Raw genomic sequence first — 19,192 nt, forward strand, 5'->3', positions numbered from 1 at the left:
GACCCGGCCCGCTGGCGGGTTCGGAGGGGCGGCCCGCCCGGCCGGAATCGGGCGGCCCGCCGCACCGGGTACTTCCCCGGACGGGAGCCTAGTCGCCGCCGGAACGGAATGCCAGGGGAACGATTGAGTCAAGGCCAGGAAAAGACAACTCAATTCATCCCCATCACAGGGGTATTGGACGGTGCTATCGCGGGTTGGCATCATCCGCGCACGCACCGGGTTGCCCGAAGCTCTGGGGACACCACCCGTTGACCAGGTGTTCCCCCGGGCCGGCCCCCAACCGGCCACGTCACCTCAGGAATCGGAGCCCCCACATGAAGCGATCCGTGCTGTCCGCCACCCTCGGCCTCGCCCTCGCGGCCGGCCTCGCCGTCCTGCCCACCACGGCCGCCGCCGCGGCCCCGGCCGCCCCGGCCGTGCAGGGCTACACCGCCTCGACGTACGCCGGCTCGGCCGCGGAGGCCGCGAACAACCAGGCCTTCTTCCAGGCCGTGATGGCCTCCGCCAAGGCCAAGCAGGCCGCCAACCCCGGCCTGGCGACCGTCACCGTCACCTACGACGCCAGCTCCGCCCCGTCCTTCCGCAACCAGATATCCCAGGCTGCGCAGATCTGGAACGGTTCGGTCGCCAACGTCCAGCTGCGGTCCGGCTCGGCCGCCGACTTCCGCTACTACGAGGGCAACGACAGCCGCGGCTCCTACGCCAGCACCGACGGCCACGGGCGCGGCTACGTCTTCCTCGACTACCAGCAGAACCAGCAGTACAGCTCGGTGCGCGTGGTGGCGCACGAGACCGGGCACGTGCTCGGCCTGCCGGACCACTACTCCGGTCCGTGCAGCGAGCTGATGTCGGGCGGCGGCCCCGGCACCTCCTGCACCAACCCGTACCCGAACAGCGCCGAGCGCACCCGCGTCAACTCGCTCTGGGTGCGCGGCTGACCCGAGCGGTGAACGCCCCGGACCGGCCGCGCCGAGGCGGCCGGTCCGGGGCACCTCCGTGTCGGGGAGGCGTCGGGCCGTCGCTGCCGGGCGTCGCCGGGTGCCGGGTGCCGGGTGTCGTCGGAACCGGTGTCGTCGCTGCCGGGTGTCGTCGGAACCGGTGTCGTCGCTGCCGGGCGTTGTCGGTGCCGCGTGCGAGCATGCGGGCGAGACCCCTCCGCCCCCGACCGCCAGGAGCCACCGCCATGTCCCGTGCCGTCCCCGACCGGCTCGCCGACCTCCCGTACGCCGAGCTGCTGCGCCCGCACACCGGGCCGCTGCGCAGCGACGAGCGGTACGACACCGCGCACTTCGACGGGGGCGAGCACACCGACGAGTCGGGTGCCGGGGCGGCCTTCCTGGAGTGCGCCTTCACCGGTGTCGCGCTCAGCGGGGTCAAGCTGCGCCAGGCCCGGTTCAACGAGGTGTGGGTGCAGGCCGGCCGCTGGGTCGCCTGCGACCTGAGCGACTCCGAGTGGCAGGACAGCTCCTTCGTGGGCGGGGTGCTCGCCGGGGTCGCCGGGTACGGCTCGGCGCTGCGCCGGGTGGTGTTCCGGGGCTGCAAGCTGGAGGCGGTCAACCTGCGCTCGGCGGTCCTGCGGGACGTCGTGTTCGAGGACTGCCTGCTGCGCGACGTGGACTTCGGCGGGGCGAAGCTGACCGGGGTGTCCTTCCCCGGCTCGACCCTGGAGGAGGTCCGGTTGCGCGGCGCGACGCTGAGCCGGACGGACCTGCGCGGCGCCGTCCGGCTCGGCCTGGCCGACGGCCATCAGGGGCTGCGCGGCGCGGTCATCAGCTCCCCCCAACTGATGGAGCTGGCACCGCAGTTCGCCCACGCACTGGGGATCGAGGTCAAGGACCGCTGAGCACCCGGCCCCCTTCGCCCGTTCAGCCGGGCGTCGCTCGGTGACGCCCCGACGAACAGTCCGCCAATCCTGCCGCACGCATCTGGTGGGCCGCTTCGCGCGCGGTGGAGACTGCTGCGCGATCGAGTGAGCTCCGACTTGTGTGCACAACATCGCCAGCGAAGGGACGGGCCGGGCTGATGGCCGAGTTGAGTCGTAGGAAGTTCGTCACGCTGTCCGGTGCCGCCGCGGCGGGCCTCGCGGTGGCCGGCACCGGTGCCGCCGCGGGGGCCGCCCCGGGCGGCACGGCCGCGACCGCCGCCACCACCGCGCTCGGCACGACCGGCACCATCACCGACGCCCAGCACGTGGTGATCCTGATGCAGGAGAACCGCAGCTTCGACCACTACTTCGGCACGCTGCGCGGCGTGCGCGGCTTCGCCGACCGCAGCGCGATCCAGATATCCGGCGGCTACAGCGTCTTCAACCAGCCCAACGGCCTGTTCGGCCGCCAGTACCCGTGGCAGTTCAGCCAGACCAAGCCGGCCGGCGGCGCCGACCCCGAGCGCCTCGCCCAGTGCAACGGGGACCTCAGCCACGGCTGGTCCGACCAGCACAAGGCCTGGAACGGCGGAAAGCTGGACTCCTGGGTCGCCGCCAAGGGCAACGTCCGCACGCTCGGCTTCCTGACCCGCCAGGACATCCCGTTCCACTACGCGCTGGCCGAGAACTGGACCATCTGCGACGCCTACCACTGCTCCGTGCTGAGCGCGACCGGCCCCAACCGCACCTACCACTGGTCCGGACAGATCGACCCGTCCGGCGCCGCGGGCGGCCCGGCCTACGACGGCGGCGACGAGAAGGGCCTGCGCTGGCAGACCTACGCCGAGGCGCTGGAGACGGCCGGCGTCAGCTGGAAGGTCTACCAGAACGCCGCCGACAACTACGGCGACAACGCCCTGGCGTACTTCACCAACTTCACCGGCGCCCCGGCCGGCAGCCCGCTGGCGGTCAAGGGCATGGGCTCGGTGCCCAAGGTCACCGGGAGGACCCCGGACGACATCGCCGCCGCGATCAAGGCCGACGTGCTGGCCGGCACCCTCCCGCAGGTCTCCTGGATCGTCGCCGACCAGGCCTCCTCCGAGCACCCGTACGCCACCCCGGCCGACGGCGCGCACTTCGTCCACATGGTGATCGACGCGCTCAACGCCGACCCGAACGTCTTCAACTCCACCGTGCTGTTCCTCAACTACGACGAGAACGACGGCTTCTTCGACCACGTCCCGCCGCCGGCCGCCCCGGCCGGCACCCCGGGCGAGTTCTACAACGGCACCAACATCGGCCTCGGCTTCCGTGTCCCGCTGATCGCCGTCTCGCCGTGGACCCGCGGCGGCTGGGTCAACTCCGAGACCTTCGACCACACCTCGGTGCTGCGCTTCCTGGAGGTCTGGACGGCCGCCCTCGGCAAGCCCGCCGCCTGCCCCAACATCAGCGACTGGCGCCGCCGCGTCTGCGGCGACCTGACCAGCGTGTTCGACTTCGCCCACCCGGTGTACGGCCTGCCCGCGCTGCCCGACACCTCGCAGACCATCGGCCTGTCCGCCTGCGGCCCGCTGCCCAACCCGGCCCCGGTGAACAACCAGCTGCCGGTGCAGGAGTCCGGCACCCGGCCCGCGCGCGCCCTGCCGTACCAGCCGAACGCCAACCTGGACCACTGGGACGCCGACGCCGGCGGCGTCATGCACGTCTGGGTGAAGATGACCAACGACGGCGCCGCCGGGGCCTCCCACTTCGCCGCCTACGCCAACGCCTACCGCAGCGGCGGCCCCTGGCAGTACACCGTCGACTCCGGCAGCCCCGTCACCGACTTCTTCAACTGCGGCACCAACGGCTTCGGCAACGGCAAGTACGACCTGACCGTCGTCGGCCCGAACCGCTTCCTGCGCCGCTTCACCGGCGACCTCACCAAGGCGGGCAGGAACGCGGCCGTCACCGCCTCGTACGCGGTCGAGCCGGGGACGGGGAAGCTCGCGCTCCGGTTCGAGCTGGCCAACTCCGGCAGCACGGCGGTGACCTTCACCATCGCCTCGAACAACTACCGGACGGACGGCCCCTGGACGTACCAGGTCCCGGCCGGCGGCAGCGTCGGCGACTTCTTCAACGCGGTCGCGTACAACAACGGCTGGTACGACTTCACCGTCACGGTGGACGCCGACAGCAGCTGGTCCCAGCGCTTCACCGGCCACCTGGAGACGGGGGCGGCGAGCGTCACCGGCTGACGGCCGAACGCACCGGGCGCGGCACGCGAACGCCGCCGGGCGGCGTCGTCCGAGGACGGCGCCGCCCGGCGGTCCGGTCCCCGCTGCTCAGTTCCCGCGGGCGTAGCCGGAGTCGACGATCCGCTTCGCGCCCTCGGCGTAGTAGCCCGGGTCCTCGGGAAGGTCGGTGGCCAGGCCGTCGACGTACCGGTTGTACATGCAGAACGCGGCGGCGATCAGCACGGTGTCGTGGATCTCGGTGTCACCGGCACCGGCCGCGCGGGCGGCCGCCACCGCCTCCTTCGAAACCGGCGCGGCCTGCTTCTGCACCTCCGCCGCGATCCGCAGCAGGGCCCGCATCCGCTCGGTGAGCGGCGCGGCCGAGGGATCGGTCAGGGCCGCCTTCACCAGGTCCTCGCCGCCGTCCAACTGCGCCGCGGCGAAGGCGCTGTGGGAGCCCTCGCAGAAGCGGGTGCCGTTGAGCCGGGAGACGTAGGCGGCGACCAGCTCGCGCTCGCCCCGGCTCATCGGGGCCGGGTCCCGCAGCAGCGCGTTGGCGAGCATCCCCAGCGGGGCCGCGGTGTCCGGGCGCAGCGCCAGCAGCCCGCTGATTCCCGGCTGTCCGTTGTCGATGGTGATGTGCGGCACGGGGCAACTCCCTTGTCCGGGACGGTCGGAGGACGCTCCATCGTCGCGGGTGCCGCGCCCTCGCGCCAACTCCGAGATTGCCCCGGCCCCGGCGGGAGCCGCCCGACCGGTCCGGCCGCTCAGACGAACGGGCCCCGGGGGAACCACGGGTCACGGACCTCGCGGGGGCCGTCCGGGGTGAGCAGGGTGAGGCTGTGGGCGCCGGAGGCGTACTCGGCCAGCTGGACCGAGCCGTGCCGGGTCTCCAGCTCGGCCTGCACGGGGACCGGCAGCTTGGTCAGCGCCCGCCGCAGCTGCAGGGCGTCGCGCCGGCTGATCGGCTGCGGGCAGCGCAGCACCAGCCGCAGCGGGCTGAGCGGTCCGCTCACCGGCACCCCGCTGCCCAGCTCGTAGCCGACCGCGCCGATCGGGCCCCAGGGCAGCCGGTGGTCCGCCACCAGCCGGCCGACCTCCGGCAGCAGGGCCAGCGCCGGGATGCCGGCCAGCCGTTCGGGGGCCAGCCGTTCGCGCCGTTCGACCAGCTGCTCGGGCCGCAGCGTCCGGGCCACCGCCGCCCAGGGGGCCAGTGCGTCCATCCGCTGTCCGGGGCGCGGGCCGCGCACGGTGACCGGGAACCACAGTTCGGGCGCCGCCTCCGGGTCCCGGGTGCAGCGCTGCGGGTGCGGGAGGTCCACCGGGCTGCCGACCACGGCGGGTGCCCGGCCGACCGTCACCCAGGGGTGCGCCCGCAGCACCGCCCGCGCCCACGGCGGCAGCTCGCCGCCGGCGAGGGGCCGCAGCGAGCTGGGGCACTGCATCAGCAGCAGGTCGTGCGCGCCGGGCAGCCGGCCGTCCAGCGCGGCCAGCGGGCCGACCCGCCGGCGCGGTCCGTCGTGCGGGTCCTCGGCGGTGCGCCGGGCGTGGCTTCCGGGATGTGCGACGGTCACAGCGGGCTCCAGAGGGTGGCGTCGATTTCGCCGACGGCCCCAATCTGCGCCCGGCCGAGGGCCCGCGGCTACGGTCCTTGGGCGCGTCCACCAGGGACCAAAGGCTCAAGGTGCGCCCGTGGGCACCCGGTGTGAGAGTGGGGGCAGCCCGGTCTTCCGGCCTCCCGTCCACCCCGTTTGGAGGAGTCATGGGCATCTTCGACAGGTTGTTCCACCGGCCGCAGCACGAGTCCACCGGGCAGGAGGCCGCCCAGCGCGCCGCCCTCGCCCACGACGAGGCCGCCGACGCGTACGGCAACGACGTCGAGCGGACCCGGGAGCAGCAGGAACGGCTCGCCCAGGAGGAGGACGACCGGCGCGCCGCCGAGAACATGACCGCCGAGGGCGACCCCTGGGGCTGAGCCCGGGGATCACCCCGTACGCGGCGGCAGCGGCGGTCGCCGCAGGTCCGGCCGGGGCGTGGACTCCGGCGGGGGCGCCGCGGCGGGCGCGTCCTCCAGCAGCTCCAGGGCCAGCTGGACGGCCGCGACCAGCTCCGGATGGCGCCCCCGGGCCCAGTCGCGCGGGGTGCGCAGCACGTGCACGTCGGGCTCGACGCCCCGGTTCTCCACCGACCAGCCCAGCCCGCCGCCGAACCAGGAGGCGTTCTTCGGCACCGAGATCTGGGTGCCGTCGCCGAGGGTGTGGCGCCCGCTCATCCCGACCACCCCGCCCCAGGTGCGGGTGCCGATCACCGGGCCGAGCCCGAGCAGCTTGATCGCCGCGATGATCACGTCGCCGTCCGAGCTGGTGGCCTCGTCGGCCAGTGCCACCAGCGGTCCGCGCGGTGCGTGCCGGGGCCAGCGCACCGGTCGGCGGTCCCGGCTGAAGTCCCAGGCCAGGACGTGCCGGGAGAGTTTCTCCAGCACCAGTTCGGAGACGTTGCCGCCGGCGTTGCCGCGGACGTCCAGGACCAGCGCGGGCTTGTCCAGCTCGCGCCGCAGGTCCCGGTTGAACTGCGCCCAGCCGGAGCCGCCGAGGTCCGGGATGTGCAGGTAGCCGCACCGCCCGTCGCTGAACTCCCGCACCAGGGCGCGTCGTCTGGTCACCCAGTCCTGGTAGCGGATGGGCCGCTCGTCGGTCAGCGGGGTGATCACGATCCGCCGCACCGGGCCGTCCGGGCCGCTGCGCAGGGCCAGTTCGAGCGTGCTGCCGCCGGTGCCGGCCAGCAGCGGCAGCGGTCCGCGCAGCGGGTCCACCGGGCGGCCGCCGATCTCCAGGAACTCGTCGCCGTCCCGGACGCCCTGGGCGGCCAGTGGGGCGCGGGCGCGCGGGTCGGAGGTCTCGCCGGGCAGCACCCGGTCGACCAGCCAGCGGCCGTCGGGGGCGTGGCGGGCGTTGGCGCCGAGCAGGCCGAGCGGCTGCTGGGCGAGCGTGGGGCCCTCGGCGCGCCGGGACGGGGTGACGTAGGCGTGCGAGGTGCCGAGTTCGCCGAGGAGTTCGCGCAGCAGGTCGGCGAAGTCGTCGGGGGAGCAGATCCGGTCCAGCAGCGGCTCGTACTGGGCGACCAGCGCGGGCCAGTCCAGGCCGGACATCCGCTCGTCCCAGAACTGGTCCCGGACGATCCGGGCCGCCTCGTGGTAGGCCTGGCGCCATTCGGCGGCCGGGTGCACGGTGTGGGTGATCCGGCGCAGGTCGACGGTGGTCCCGGCGGAGGGGGCGCCGACCGGGATCACCCGCAGCGTCCCGGCCGAGTAGACCGCGATCGAGCCGCCGTCCCCGGAGACCGCGTAGCCGTCCAGCTTGTCGACCACGGTGCTGCGGGTGCCCCGGGCCAGGTCGAAGTGCTCCAGCGAGGGGCGGCCCGAGGTGTCCTCCGGGCTGGCGAAGGTCTGGCCGAGGGTGCCGGAGATCGGCCAGCGCAGCCAGACCAGGCCGCCGCGCACCGCGTCGGTGGCCGAGTACTTGGAGGCGATCACCGGGAACTGGAGCAGCCGCTCGCCGATGCCGTCCGGGTCGACCCGGACGGTGCCGTCGCCGTCGTGGTGCGGGGTGCCGTCCTCGGCCGGGGCGGAGAACGGCGAGGGGGTGTCGGCGGCGAGCGGGACGAGGTACGGGCGGCAGCCGAGCGGGAAGGAGAGGTCGCCGGTGTGCACGTCGTGGACCGGGTCGAAGCCGCGCCAGGACAGGAAGGCCAGGTAGCGGCCGTCCCGGGTGAACACCGGCTGCTCGTCCTCGAACCGGCCGTCGGTGACGTCGGTGGTCGAGGAGGGCGCGTCGGTGCGGGTGAGCCGGATGCGGCGCAGTGAACGCCCGGCGACCGGCTCGGACCAGGCGATCCAGTGCGAGTCGGGGGAGAAGCGGGCGCTGGAGACCGGCCCGTAGCCGGAGGCGGCCAGTTCGCGCACCTCGCCGTCGGCGGCGCGGACCAGCAGCAGTCGTCCGTCCGAGGTGGTGGCGGCGAGCCGGCTGCCGTCGGGGGAGGCGGTGAGCTCCAGGACGCGGCCGATCCGTCCGGCGGCGAGCACCCGGTGGTGGTGCTTCCGCGGCCCGGTGTGGCCGGGCGGTTCGGCGTGGCCGGGCAGCGGCATCACCTCGATCGCGTCGGCGCCCTCGGCGTCGGTGATCCAGGCCGCCTCGCCGGTGTGTCCGAGCACCACCGGCAGCCGGGTGCGCACTCCGGGGGTGTCGGCGAGCGCGCGGGCCGGGCCGTCCTTGTGGGTGAGCCAGTACTGGCTGCCGCGCACGGTGATCACCCCGGCCCGGCCGGTCTGGTCGCAGGCGAGGTCCTTGACCTGGCTCGCGGCGCCGACCTGGTACGGGCGGCGGCCGGCCCGGGCGCCGCCGAGCGGGACGCGCAGCCGGTGCGGGGCGGGGGCGTCCAGGCCGTCCAGCAGCCAGAGGTCGCCGGCGTGCTGGTAGACAATCCGGGTGCCGTCGGTGGCGGCCTCGCGGGCGTAGTAGGAGGCGTGGTCGGTGTGGCGGCGCAGGTCGGTGCCGTCGGGGCGGCAGGAGTAGAGGTTGCCGATGCCCTCGTGGTCGGAGAGGAAGGCGACCCGGCCGGCGACCGGCATGGGGGCGGCGAGGTGACCGGTGTGCTCGGGCAGGATCCGCTCGCCGTCCACCCAGAGCCGGCCGGTGGCGCCGCCCCGGTAGCGCTTCCAGGCGGCGGGCGCGTGCGGGGCGGCGCCGGTGAGCAGCACGGTCCGTTCGTGGCTCATCTGGGCGTCGCCGACCGGCCCCCAGGGCATCCGGCGGCCGGGGGAGCCGTCCGGCGGCAGGGCGTGCGCCCAGGTGTAGTGGCCGAAGGGCTCGTGGTAGGAGGTGACGGCCAGGATCTCGCCGTCCGGCAGCCAGCCGCGCACCCGGGTGTCCTGGCTGCCCCAGAAGCTGAGCCGGCTCGCCTGGCCGCCGTCGACCGGGGCGGTCCACACCTCGGGGGTGAGGCCGAGCCAGCTGGTCCAGGCGAGGGTGGTGCCGTCGGGGGAGATGCGGGGGTCGCTGACCCGGGTGCGGTCGCAGCCGACCCGCCAGGCCCGGCCGGTGCCGGCGCCGTCGGCGTCCAGCGGGGCGATCCAGACGTCGTCCTCGGCGGTGAAGGTGAGCAGGCCGTCGTGCAGGTGGGGGTGGCGGAGGTAGCCGGGCGGGGTCACCCCTCCATCCTTCGACGGGGTGTCACCCCCGGCAACCGGAGAAGCCGGGAACCGGTCTGGACCATTGACACCGCCCGGTCGAATCCACTTCAGTGGTCTAGTCCAACTTGGGTGCCAGGCCGGGCCGTTCCCCCCACTGGCGCGTGCTCCGGCGTGCCCTCGGACGTCCCCCACGACCGCGCCATCGCAGGAGCGCCCGCATGCGCAGAACACCCGTCCCCGGAACCCCGGCCACGAGCCGCCGCGCGGCCGTCGCCGCCGGTACCGCCTCCGCCGTCGCCGCAGCCGCCCTGGTCGGCGCCACACTGGGCCTGGCCCCCGCCGCCTCGGCCGGCGAGTTCCTGGCCAACGGCGGCTTCGAGTCCGGCTCGCTCGGCCCCTGGAGCTGCACCGGCAACTCCGGCAGCGTCGTCACCGGCCCGGTGCACGGCGGCAGCCGCGCGCTCGCCGCGGCCGCCACGGCCGGCGACACCGCCCAGTGCGGCCAGACCGTCACCGTCGCCCCGAACACCACCTACACGCTCAGCGCCTTCGTCAACGGCTCGTACGTCTACCTGGGCGTGGACGGCGGCGGCCCGAGCACCTGGACGCCCGGCACCGGCGGCGCGTACCAGAAGCTCAGCCTCAGCTTCACCACCGGCGCGAGCCAGACCAGCGCCACCGTCTACACCCACGGCTGGTACGGCCAGGGCACCTACTACGCGGACGACATCTCGCTGGACGGCCCGGGCGCGCCCAGCCCGACGCCCACGCCGACACCCACCGCGACCGCCTCGCCGACCGCGACCCCGACCCCGACCGGGACGCCGACGGGCACCCCGACCGGAACGCCCACCGGGACCCCGACCGGGACCCCCACGGGCACGCCCACCAGCCCGCCCGCCGGCAGCCACACCCTGGTCGGCTACCTGCACGCGAGCTTCGCCAACGGCGCCGGCTACACCCGGATGGCCGACGTCCCGAACTCCTGGGACTTCATCAACCTCTCCTTCGGCGAGCCCACCTCCGTCACCTCCGGCGACATCCGCTTCAACCGCTGCCCGGCCACCGAGTGCCCGGGCGTCGAGTCGGACGACGAGTTCAAGGCCGCCATCGCCGCCAAGCGGGCCCAGGGCAAGAAGGTGCTGATCTCGATCGGCGGCCAGAACGGCCAGGTCCAGCTGACCAGCACCGCCGCCCGGGACACCTTCGTCAGCTCCGTCTCGGCGATCATCGACAAGTGGGGCCTGGACGGCCTGGACATCGACTTCGAGGGCCACTCGCTCTCCCTCAACACCGGTGACACCGACTTCAAGAACCCGACCAGCCCGGTCATCGTCAACCTGATCTCCGCGCTGAAGACCCTCAAGGCCAAGTACGGCCCGGGCTTCGTGCTGACCATGGCGCCGGAGACCTTCTTCGTCCAACTCGGCTACCAGTACTACGGATCGGGCCCCTGGGGCGGCCAGGACCCGCGGGCCGGGGCGTACCTGCCGGTCATCCACGCGCTGCGCGACGACCTCACCCTGCTGCACGTCCAGGACTACAACTCCGGCTCCGTCATGGGCCTGGACAACCAGTACCACTCGATGGGCGGCGCCGACTTCCACGTCGCGATGACCGACATGCTGCTCAAGGGCTTCCCGGTGGCCGGCAACACCAGCAACGTGTTCCCGGCGCTGCCCGCCTCCAAGGTCGCCATCGGCATGCCGGCCACCACCAACGCGGGCAACGGCTACGTCGCCCCGGCCGAGGTGAACAAGGCGCTCGACTGCCTGACCAAGCTGGCCAACTGCGGGACGTACGTGCCGCGTTCGGGCGCGCAGCCGAACCTGCGCGGGCTGATGACCTGGTCGATCAACTGGGACCGGTTCGGCGGCCAGGAGTTCTCCAAGAACTTCAACGGCTACTTCGGGCGCTGACCCGGACGCTCCGGTTATTCGGACGTTCCGCGGGCCGGACGCCCCGCGAGCCGACGGCCCTGGGGGCCATGCTTGAACCTGACACCGGTGTGAGGTCCGAGCATGGTCCCCATGGCGACCACACAGCTCACAACCCCGGTACCCCGCAAGCCCTTTCCCCTGTCCGCCCTGCTCGCCCTGGCCACCGCCGTCTTCGTCACCGGGCTCACCGAGAACCTGCCCGCCGGCGTGCTGCCCGGGATGAGCGAGGCGCTCGGGGTCGGCGAGTCCGCGGCCGGGCAGACCGTCACCGTCTACGCGATCGGTTCCGCCGTCACCGCGATCCCGCTCAGTGCGGCCACCGCCGGCTGGGGCCGCAAGCGGCTGCTGCTCTCCGCGATGGCGGGCTTCGCGGTCGCCAACACCGTCACCGCGGTCTCCACCAGCTACCCGCTCACGCTGGCCGCCCGCTTCCTCGCGGGCGTCGCGGCCGGCCTGGCCTGGGCCCTGCTCGCGGGGTACGCGCGCCGGCTGGTGCCGGTCGAGCAGCAGGGCCGGGCCATGGCGGTGGCGATGGCGGGCGTGCCGGTCGCGCTGTCGCTGGGAGTGCCGGTCGGCACCTTCCTGGGGCAGGTGCTCGCCTGGTGGGTGCCCTTCCTGGCCATGACGGCACTGGCGGTCGGCGTGATCGCCTGGATCGCGGCGCTGCTGCCGGACCAGCCAGGGCAGCCGGCCGGTGAGCGGGCACCGGTCCGCGAGGCGCTCGCCGTGCCCGGCGTGCGGCCGGTGCTCACCGTGACGGTGCTCTTCGTGCTCGCGCACACCATCCTGTTCACCTACATCGCGCCCTTCCTGGAGCGGGCCGGCCTCGGCGGCGCCACCGGCACCGTGCTGCTGGTCTTCGGGCTGGCCTCGCTGGCGAGCGTCTGGCTGATCGGCGCGCACATCCACCGCCGGCTGCGGCAGCTGACGATCGGCGCCGCGCTGCTGGTCGCGCTGACGGCGGCCGTCCTCGCGGTGCGGTCCGGCAGCGCGCCGCCGGTGTACGTCGCGGCGCTGTTCTGGGGCCTGGGCTGGGGCGGCGTCCCGACCCTGCTCCAGACCGCGCTCGGCGACGCGGGCGGGGAGCGGGCGGACGCCGCCCAGGCCGTCCTGGTGACCCTGTGGAACGCCGCGATGGCGGGCGGCGGCGTGATCGGCGGCCTGGTCCTGAGCGGCCTGGGCACCGGCGCCCTGCCCTGGACGGTGCTCGCGCTGATGCTCCCCGTCCTCGCCGTGGCCACCGCCGCCCGCCGCCACGCCTTCCCGCCCCGGCGGGGCGCGGCCGCCGGCTCTAGCGCACCATCAGCCGGTTGACCGCCTCGACCACCTCGGGGGACGCCTTCGCCAGGGAGCCCGACGCGTACGGCGGCTGCGGGTCGTACTCGATCAGCAGCTGGATCGCCTGCGCGGTCGTGTCCCCGCTGATCACGCCGGCCAGCGTCAGGGCGAGGTCGATCCCGGCCGAGACCCCGGCGGCGACGGCGTACTTGCCGTCGATGACGACCCGCTCCGTCCCGGTCGGCTCCGCCCCGTAGCGGGGCAGCCGGTCCAGGACGCCCCAGTGGCTGGTGGCCCGGCGGCCCTTGAGCAGCCCGGCGGCGCCCAGGATCAGCGAGCCGGTGCAGACCGAGGTGGTCCAGGTGGTGGTCGCGTCCACCCGGCGCACCCAGTCGAGCACGGCCCGGTCCGTCAGCTGGGCCTCGGTCCCGGGCCCGCCGGGCACCAGCAGCAGGTCGGCCGAGTCCACCTCGTCCAGGGCGGCGTCCGCGACGAGCGCCAGGCTGCCGAGGTCGTTGCGCACCGGCCCCCGTTCGGCGGCGGTGAACACCACCTCGGCGCCGGGGATCCGGGACAGCACCTCGTACGGGCCGACCGCGTCCAGGGTGGTGAACTCGGGGTAGAGCAGGATGGCGATGCGCATCAGTGACCTCCGGTGGGTTCGGGTCGGAAGCGGCGTCGGTACTCGGCGGGCGGGGCGGCCAGGGCCCGGACGAAGGCGCGCCGCATCGCCTCCGGGGTGCCGTAGCCGCAGGAGCGCGCGATCTCCTCGATGCCGTCGTCGGAGTCCTCCAGCAGCCGCCGGGCGGCCTCCAGCCGGACCCCGTCCACGTACCGGCCGGGGGTCACCCCAACCTCGGCGGCGAAGGCCCGGGCGAAGTGCCGCGGCGACAGCGCCGACCGGCCGGCCAGCGCCTCGACCGAGAGGTCGGCCTCCGGGTGCTCGACGATCCACCGCTGCACCTCGCGCAGCGGCCGCCGGGCCGCCACCTGGGCGGCCAGCTGGGTGCTGAACTGGGCCTGGTTGCCCGGCCGGCGCAGGAAGACCACCAGGTGGCGGGCGACCAGCAGGGCCGTTTCGCGCCCGAGGTCCTCCTCCACCAGGGCCAGCGCCAGGTCGATCCCGGCGGTGACCCCGGCCGAGGTGGCGATCCGCCCGTCCCGGACGTGGATCGGGTCCGGGTCCACCTCGACGTCCGGGAACCGCCGGGCCAGTTCCTCGCCGTAGGCCCAGTGGGTGGTCGCCCGGCGTCCGGCCAGCAGCCCGGCCTCGGCGAGCAGGAAGGCGCCGGTGCACACCGACACCACCCGCTCGGCCCGTCCGGCCAGCTCCCGGATCCGTGCCACCAGGGCCGGGTCCGGGCGCTCGGTGTCCATCCCGCCGGGAACCAGCAGGGTGTGCACCGCCCCGACCTCGGCCAGGTCCGCGTCCGGCAGCAGCCGCAGTCCGCTGTGGCTGCGCACCGGACCGCCGCCGGGGGAGGCGGTGGTCACCCGGTAGGCCGGGGGCTGCCCGGACGCCCGGCCCGCCCCCGCGAACACCTCCAGGGGGCCGGTCACATCGAGGCTCTGCACGCCCTCGAAGAGGACGATGACCACGCTGCGCGCTCTCATACGGCCAGCCTCCCAACGGGGAGCGGTGGCAGCAATGACCTGCTTCCCACCTTTCCTGCCATCCGGAGAGTGCCGGGGGGCATGTGGGCGGCGTGGGAACGGAGGGGCGCGCGGGAGGCGGGCGCACGGAAGGGCGTACGCCGAAACGCCGGAAGGCCCTTCGCTCTCGCGAAGGGCCTTCCGGCTGTCTGTGCGCCGCCAGGGACTCGAACCCCGGACCCGCTGATTAAGAGTCAGCTGCTCTAACCAACTGAGCTAGCGGCGCCTGCTGACGTGGAGAACATTACCTGGTCAGCAGCCGAAACTCACAATCGGCCCGGGGTGGGGAGCCGGACGCGCTCACATGGTGAGCACCACCTTGCCCCGGACGTGCCCGGCGCCGACCAGCTTGTGGGCCTGGGCGACCCGCTCGATCGGGAACGACTCCGCGACCTCCAGCCGCAGCCCGCCGGCCTCCCAGAGCTCGACCAGTTCGGCCAGCCTCCCGGCCGTCCGCTCGCCCCGCAGCCCCCGGACGCCCAGCCGCTCGGCGCCGGGGTAGTCGACCACGGTGCCGATCCGGGTCCGGTCGGCGACCAGTTCGACGGAGGCCTCCAGGGCGCCCCGCCCGGCGGCGTCGAAGGCCGCGGTCACCCCCTGCGGTGCCACCGCCCGGACCCGTTCGACCAGCCCCTCGCCGTAGGTGACCGGCACCGCGCCCAGCTCCCGCAGGTAGCCGTGGTTGCGCTCGCTCGCGGTGCCGATCACCGTGGCGCCCCAGGCCCGGGCCAGCTGGACGGCGACCGTGCCGACCCCGCCCGCGGCGCCGTGCACCAGCAGGGTGTCGCCGGGGCCGACGCCGAGCCCGGTGAGCGCCACGTGCGCGGTCTGGCCGGAGGCGGAGAGCGAGCCGGCCTGCTCCCACGGCATCCCGGCGGGCTTGGCCACCAGCCGGTCGGCGTCCACCGTGACCAGGTCGGCCTGGCCGCCCAGCACCCGGAAGCCCAGCACCTCGTCCCCGACCCGCCAGTGCCCGGCGTCCGGGCCGAGGGCGTCCACCACCCCGGCGAACTCGTTGCCGAGGACGAACGGCGGCTCGACCGCCAGCCCCGGCGGGCGGAACCCCTCGCGGATCGCGAGGTCCACCGGCTGCACGCCGGCGGCGTACACCCGTACCCGCACCTCGCCCGGCCCGGGCCGCGGGTCGGGCACCTCGGCGACCCGCAGGACCTCCGGACCGCCGTTCCCCGTCACGGTGACCGCTTTCATGCTGTTCCCGCCCCTTCTCGATCCCTCCGATGTCGACGATCATCCGACCTGAAGTGTGCTTGAGGTCAAGTCATTGTTCAGCGTGTCGACACCGATGGGCGCATTGTCAGATTTATCCTGGACGGCGCTCAGCCGTCCGTCGTCGAGAGGAACCTCCCCGTGGGCCAGCTGCCCCTGTTCTTCCTGGTGCTGCTCGCCTCCGTGGTGACCATGCCGCTCGGTCGGAGGATCGGCGTGCCGCAACCGGTGCTGATGACCCTGCTCGGCATCGTCATGGCGCTGGTCCCGCAGATCCCGGACGTCACCATCGAGCCCGAGCTGATCCTGCCCCTGGTCCTGCCGCCGCTGATCTTCGCGGTGGCCCGGCGCTCCTCGGTGCGCCACTTCAAGGCCAACGCCCGCTCGATCCTGCTGCTGGCGGTCGCCCTGGTGGCGGTCACCACGGTCGCCGTGGCCGGCACCGTGCACTGGCTGCTGCCCACCCTGCCGCTGGCCGCCGCCATCGCGGTCGGCGCGCTGGTCTCCCCGCCCGACCCGGTCGCCGCCGTCGCGGTGGCCGGGAGCGTCGGGCTGCCCCGCCGCCTGGTGGCGATCCTGGAGAGCGAGGGGCTGTTCAACGACGTCACCGCGATCGTCATCTACTCGCTGTCCATCGAGGCCATGGTCAGCGGCGACTTCTCGGCCGGCGGCGCGGTGCTGCGCTTCGTGCTGTCCGCGGTGCTGGCCGTGGTGGTCGGCGTCGCGCTCGGCTGGGTCAACACCAGGCTCGCCGAGCGCCTGGACGACCCGACCCAGCAGGTCGCGCTCAACCTGCTGGTGCCCTTCGCCGCCTACACCCTGGCCGAGGAGATCCACGGCTCCGGCGTGCTCGCCGTCGTGGTCTGCGCGCTCTACCTCGCCGAGCGGGCCTCCGACGCGGACGCCGTCTCCTACCGGCTGGTCGGCAACGCCTTCTGGGAGGTGGTCGAGATCCTGATCACCGGCGTCGCCTTCGGCCTGATCGGCCTGGAGCTGGCCACCGTGCTCAAGGAGGCCGGCCGCGGCTGGACCGGATTCCTCGGCGACGCCGCCGTGGTCATCGCCGTGGTCGTCCTGGTCCGGCTGCTCTGGCTGCTGCCGGCCGGCTGGCTGTCGAAGAAGCTGCGCTCCGGCGACGACGAGGACACGCCGTTCAGCTGGAAGGAGAGCGTGATCCTCTGGTGGTCCGGCATGCGCGGGGTGGCCACCGTCGCCCTGGCGCTCGCCATCCCGCTCACCCTGCACTCCGGCGAGAACTTCCCCGAGCGCGGCCGGCTGGTCTTCATCGCCTTCAGCGTGGTGCTCTTCACCCTGCTGGTGCAGGGCCTCACCCTGCCCTGGCTGGCCAAGCGGTTCGAGCTGGACATCGACCAGGACAAGCACGAGCAGGCCGTGCGCCAGCTCTGGTGGCGGGCCGCCAAGGCCGGGCTCAGCCGGCTCGGCGAGCTGGAGGAGCAGGACCGGCTGCCCGCCGAGGTCGCCGACCGCCTGCGGGACCGTCAGCACGACCGGCTGGCCCGGCTCTGCCCGGAGAACTACGCCGAGGAGGAGGCCGCCGAGGCCAAGCTGCGGATGGCCCAGTGGCGCGCCGCCCGGGACGTCGAGCAGGAGATGATCGCCGCCTCCCGCCGCGAGATGCTCGCCGCCCGCAGTGAGCTCGGCGCCGATCCGGAGCTGGTCGACCAGGTGCTGCGCGGACTCGACCTGCGCTCCGAGCGGAAATGACGGGGCGTCCGCTCCCCGCGGGCGCACCGCCCGCGCCCGCGGGGCGGAATGTGCGCGACCGGCCCCGGGGTTGCATAGGCTGAACCCGGGCAGGCCGTCAACGGAGTCGGCGCACCACCAGTACCCGCACGACCTCGGCGAACCCTCACGCCTGGCCCTGCCGGTTTCTGCACCCAGATGAATCGAGGACCCACCGATGTCGGAGACCCGCGCCGACGCCCGCACCCCGCTGGACCGGACCCCGCAGTGGGCCGCCCTGGCCAAGCACCGGGCCGAGCTGGGCGACACCCACCTGCGTGAGCTGTTCGCCGCCGACCCCGAGCGCGGCCGCCGCCACACCCTCCGGGTCGGCGACCTGCACGTGGACTACGCCAAGCACCTGGTCACCGACGAGACGCTGGAGCTGCTGCGCGAGCTGGCCGCCGCCACCGGTGTCGCCGAGCTGCGGGACGCCATGTTCCGCGGCGAGAAGATCAACAACACCGAGCACCGCGCCGTCCTGCACACCGCGCTGCGCGCCCCGCGCGGCGCCGTGATCGAGGTCGACGGCGAGAACGTGGTGCCCGAGGTGCACGCCGTCCTCGACAAGATGGCCGCCTTCGCCGACCGGGTCCGCAGCGGCGAGTGGAAGGGCCACACCGGCAAGCCGATCCGCGCCGTCGTCAACATCGGCATCGGCGGCTCCGACCTCGGCCCGGCGATGGCCTACGAGGTGCTCCGCTCCTACGCCAAGCGCGACCTCGACGTCCGCTTCGTCTCCAACGTCGACGGCGCCGACCTGCACGAGGCGGTCCGCGACCTCGACCCGGCCGAGACGCTGTTCATCGTCGCCTCGAAGACCTTCACCACCATCGAGACCATCACCAACGCGGTCTCCGCCCGCGACTGGCTGCTCACCGGGCTGCGCGCCGACACCGACGCGGTGGCCAAGCACTTCGTCGCGCTGTCCACCAACGCCCGGGGCGTGCAGGACTTCGGCATCGACACCGCCAACATGTTCGAGTTCTGGGACTGGGTGGGCGGCCGCTACTCCTACGACTCGGCGATCGGCCTGTCGCTGATGATCGCCATCGGCCCGGACGCCTTCCGCGAGATGCTGGACGGCTTCCACCTGGTCGACGAGCACTTCCGCACCGCCCCGCCCGAGCAGAACGTCCCGCTGCTGCTCGGCCTGCTCGGCGTCTGGTACGGCGCGTTCTTCGACGCCCAGGCGCACGCGGTGCTGCCCTACTCGCACTACCTGTCCAAGTTCACCGCCTACCTCCAGCAGCTGGACATGGAGTCCAACGGCAAGTCGGTGACCCGCGACGGCACCCCGGTGGACTGGCAGACCGGTCCGGTGGTCTGGGGCACCCCCGGCACCAACGGCCAGCACGCCTACTACCAGCTGCTGCACCAGGGCACCAAGGTCATCCCGGCCGACTTCATCGGCTTCGCCAAGCCGGTCGCCGACCTGCCCCCCGGCCTGGTCGCCCAGCACGACCTGCTGCTGGCCAACTTCTTCGCCCAGACCCAGGCGCTGGCCTTCGGCAGGACCCCGGAGGAGGTCGCGGCCGAGGGCGTGCCCGCCGAGCTCGTCCCGCACAAGACCTTCAAGGGCAACCACCCGACCACCACCGTCCTGGCCGGCGAGCTGACCCCCTCGGTGCTCGGCCAGCTGGTCGCGCTCTACGAGCACAAGGTGTTCGTCCAGGGCGCGATCTGGAACATCGACTCCTTCGACCAGTGGGGCGTCGAGCTGGGCAAGGTGCTCGCCAAGCGGATCGAGCCGGTGCTGCTCACCGGCGAGGGCGCCGAGCAGCTGGACAGCTCCACCGCCGAGCTGGTCGCCCGCTACCGCGCGCTGCGCGGCCGCTGAGCCCGGGTCGGGCCGTCCGCTCCGGCGGGCGGCCCGGTCGCCCGGGACCTCGGGCCTTTGGGTTTCGGGCCTTTGGGTTTTCAGGCCTTCGGGCCGGAAACGACGGAAGGCCCTTCGCTCTCGCGAAGGGCCTTCCGTCTGTCTGTGCGCCGCCAGGGACTCGAACCCCGGACCCGCTGATTAAGAGTCAGCTGCTCTAACCAACTGAGCTAGCGGCGCCTGCTGACAGAGAAGACTCTAGCA

Annotated in this window: 14 protein-coding genes and 2 tRNA genes; 8 read left to right on the plus strand and 8 right to left on the minus strand. The window is 73.8% G+C overall.

The genetic code is table 11. The annotated features are described in order from the left end of the window. Nucleotides 1-314 precede the first annotated feature (314 nt). The 3 genes from snpA (at nucleotide 315) to ACFWJ4_RS04540 (ending at nucleotide 4,101) form a co-directional block, all read left to right on the plus strand. Nucleotides 315-938, plus strand: a complete 624-nt coding sequence (snpA, locus tag ACFWJ4_RS04530) for a snapalysin (RefSeq protein WP_359901799.1) — start codon at nucleotides 315-317, stop codon at nucleotides 936-938. A 245-nt stretch (nucleotides 939-1,183) separates the two neighbouring features. Continuing rightward, complete coding sequence (locus ACFWJ4_RS04535; RefSeq protein WP_359901796.1) at nucleotides 1,184-1,843, plus strand: pentapeptide repeat-containing protein; 660 nt, start codon at nucleotides 1,184-1,186, stop codon at nucleotides 1,841-1,843. 179 nt (nucleotides 1,844-2,022) lie between these two features. After that, nucleotides 2,023-4,101, plus strand: coding sequence for a phosphocholine-specific phospholipase C (locus ACFWJ4_RS04540; RefSeq protein ID WP_380539065.1), 2,079 nt, complete (start codon nucleotides 2,023-2,025; stop codon nucleotides 4,099-4,101). Nucleotides 4,102-4,188: 87 nt separating this feature from the next. On the opposite strand, the gene ACFWJ4_RS04545 is transcribed toward ACFWJ4_RS04540, so the two are convergent. Further along, nucleotides 4,189-4,728 (minus strand): carboxymuconolactone decarboxylase family protein, encoded by a 540-nt coding sequence (locus ACFWJ4_RS04545; RefSeq protein ID WP_359901790.1) that lies wholly within the window; start codon nucleotides 4,726-4,728, stop codon nucleotides 4,189-4,191. Between the two features lie 119 nt (nucleotides 4,729-4,847). Continuing rightward, nucleotides 4,848-5,654, minus strand: a complete 807-nt coding sequence (locus tag ACFWJ4_RS04550; protein WP_359901787.1) for a phosphoribosyl-dephospho-CoA transferase MdcG domain-containing protein — start codon at nucleotides 5,652-5,654, stop codon at nucleotides 4,848-4,850. Nucleotides 5,655-5,842: 188 nt separating this feature from the next. Between ACFWJ4_RS04550 and ACFWJ4_RS04555 the strand changes: the two genes are divergently transcribed. Then, nucleotides 5,843-6,055 carry a hypothetical protein gene (locus ACFWJ4_RS04555; RefSeq protein WP_359901784.1) on the plus strand — a complete coding sequence of 71 codons (213 nt, stop codon included), beginning with the start codon at nucleotides 5,843-5,845 and terminating at the stop codon, nucleotides 6,053-6,055. A 9-nt stretch (nucleotides 6,056-6,064) separates the two neighbouring features. Here the strand turns inward: ACFWJ4_RS04555 and ACFWJ4_RS04560 are convergent, their stop codons facing one another. Continuing rightward, nucleotides 6,065-9,286 (minus strand): S41 family peptidase, encoded by a 3,222-nt coding sequence (locus ACFWJ4_RS04560; protein WP_380539068.1) that lies wholly within the window; start codon nucleotides 9,284-9,286, stop codon nucleotides 6,065-6,067. Nucleotides 9,287-9,486: 200 nt separating this feature from the next. Between ACFWJ4_RS04560 and ACFWJ4_RS04565 the strand changes: the two genes are divergently transcribed. Beyond that, nucleotides 9,487-11,187: a chitinase gene (locus ACFWJ4_RS04565; protein WP_380539071.1), complete on the plus strand. Its 1,701-nt coding sequence runs from the start codon at nucleotides 9,487-9,489 to the stop codon at nucleotides 11,185-11,187. A 111-nt stretch (nucleotides 11,188-11,298) separates the two neighbouring features. Beyond that, entirely contained in the window at nucleotides 11,299-12,522 is a 1,224-nt protein-coding gene (locus tag ACFWJ4_RS04570; RefSeq protein WP_380539074.1) for an MFS transporter, read from the plus strand. Here ACFWJ4_RS04570 and ACFWJ4_RS04575 read toward each other — a convergent pair. From ACFWJ4_RS04575 to ACFWJ4_RS04590, 4 genes are all read right to left on the minus strand, one after another. Further along, complete coding sequence (locus ACFWJ4_RS04575) at nucleotides 12,500-13,129, minus strand: DJ-1/PfpI family protein (protein ID WP_380539077.1); 630 nt, start codon at nucleotides 13,127-13,129, stop codon at nucleotides 12,500-12,502. The genes ACFWJ4_RS04570 and ACFWJ4_RS04575 overlap by 23 nt on opposite strands. Beyond that, nucleotides 13,129-14,100, minus strand: a complete 972-nt coding sequence (locus ACFWJ4_RS04580; protein WP_380539080.1) for a GlxA family transcriptional regulator — start codon at nucleotides 14,098-14,100, stop codon at nucleotides 13,129-13,131. Before ACFWJ4_RS04580 ends, ACFWJ4_RS04575 begins: the two co-directional genes overlap by 1 nt. Nucleotides 14,101-14,291: 191 nt before the next feature. Beyond that, a tRNA-Lys gene (locus tag ACFWJ4_RS04585) sits at nucleotides 14,292-14,365 on the minus strand. A 74-nt stretch (nucleotides 14,366-14,439) separates the two neighbouring features. Beyond that, nucleotides 14,440-15,348 carry an NADP-dependent oxidoreductase gene (locus ACFWJ4_RS04590; protein ID WP_380539083.1) on the minus strand — a complete coding sequence of 303 codons (909 nt, stop codon included), beginning with the start codon at nucleotides 15,346-15,348 and terminating at the stop codon, nucleotides 14,440-14,442. Between the two features lie 159 nt (nucleotides 15,349-15,507). Here ACFWJ4_RS04590 and ACFWJ4_RS04595 point away from each other — a divergent pair, with 159 nt between their 5' ends. Beyond that, nucleotides 15,508-17,091, plus strand: coding sequence for a Na+/H+ antiporter (locus ACFWJ4_RS04595; protein ID WP_380539086.1), 1,584 nt, complete (start codon nucleotides 15,508-15,510; stop codon nucleotides 17,089-17,091). A gap of 196 nt (nucleotides 17,092-17,287) precedes the next feature. Next, nucleotides 17,288-18,949: a glucose-6-phosphate isomerase gene (gene pgi / locus ACFWJ4_RS04600; RefSeq protein ID WP_380539089.1), complete on the plus strand. Its 1,662-nt coding sequence runs from the start codon at nucleotides 17,288-17,290 to the stop codon at nucleotides 18,947-18,949. Nucleotides 18,950-19,094: 145 nt separating this feature from the next. On the opposite strand, the gene ACFWJ4_RS04605 is transcribed toward pgi, so the two are convergent. After that, nucleotides 19,095-19,168: transfer RNA gene (locus ACFWJ4_RS04605), tRNA-Lys, on the minus strand. Nucleotides 19,169-19,192 lie beyond the last annotated feature (24 nt).

This window comes from Kitasatospora sp. NPDC127067 (assembly GCF_042724755.1).
GTDB classification, from domain to species: Bacteria; Actinomycetota; Actinomycetes; order Streptomycetales; family Streptomycetaceae; genus Kitasatospora; species Kitasatospora lactacystinica.

Bases quoted from the DNA above. Each gene is read 5' to 3' on its own strand.
- snpA (WP_359901799.1), top strand. From the start codon at position 315: ATGAAGCGATCCGTGCTGTCCGCCACCCTCGGCCTCGCCCTCGCGGCC.
- ACFWJ4_RS04535 (WP_359901796.1), top strand. From the start codon at position 1,184: ATGTCCCGTGCCGTCCCCGACCGGCTCGCCGACCTCCCGTACGCCGAG.
- ACFWJ4_RS04540 (WP_380539065.1), top strand. From the start codon at position 2,023: ATGGCCGAGTTGAGTCGTAGGAAGTTCGTCACGCTGTCCGGTGCCGCC.
- ACFWJ4_RS04555 (WP_359901784.1), top strand. From the start codon at position 5,843: ATGGGCATCTTCGACAGGTTGTTCCACCGGCCGCAGCACGAGTCCACC.
- ACFWJ4_RS04565 (WP_380539071.1), top strand. From the start codon at position 9,487: ATGCGCAGAACACCCGTCCCCGGAACCCCGGCCACGAGCCGCCGCGCG.
- ACFWJ4_RS04570 (WP_380539074.1), top strand. From the start codon at position 11,299: ATGGCGACCACACAGCTCACAACCCCGGTACCCCGCAAGCCCTTTCCC.
- ACFWJ4_RS04575 (WP_380539077.1), bottom strand. From the start codon at position 13,129: ATGCGCATCGCCATCCTGCTCTACCCCGAGTTCACCACCCTGGACGCG.
- ACFWJ4_RS04580 (WP_380539080.1), bottom strand. From the start codon at position 14,100: ATGAGAGCGCGCAGCGTGGTCATCGTCCTCTTCGAGGGCGTGCAGAGC.
- ACFWJ4_RS04590 (WP_380539083.1), bottom strand. From the start codon at position 15,348: ATGAAAGCGGTCACCGTGACGGGGAACGGCGGTCCGGAGGTCCTGCGG.
- pgi (WP_380539089.1), top strand. From the start codon at position 17,288: ATGTCGGAGACCCGCGCCGACGCCCGCACCCCGCTGGACCGGACCCCG.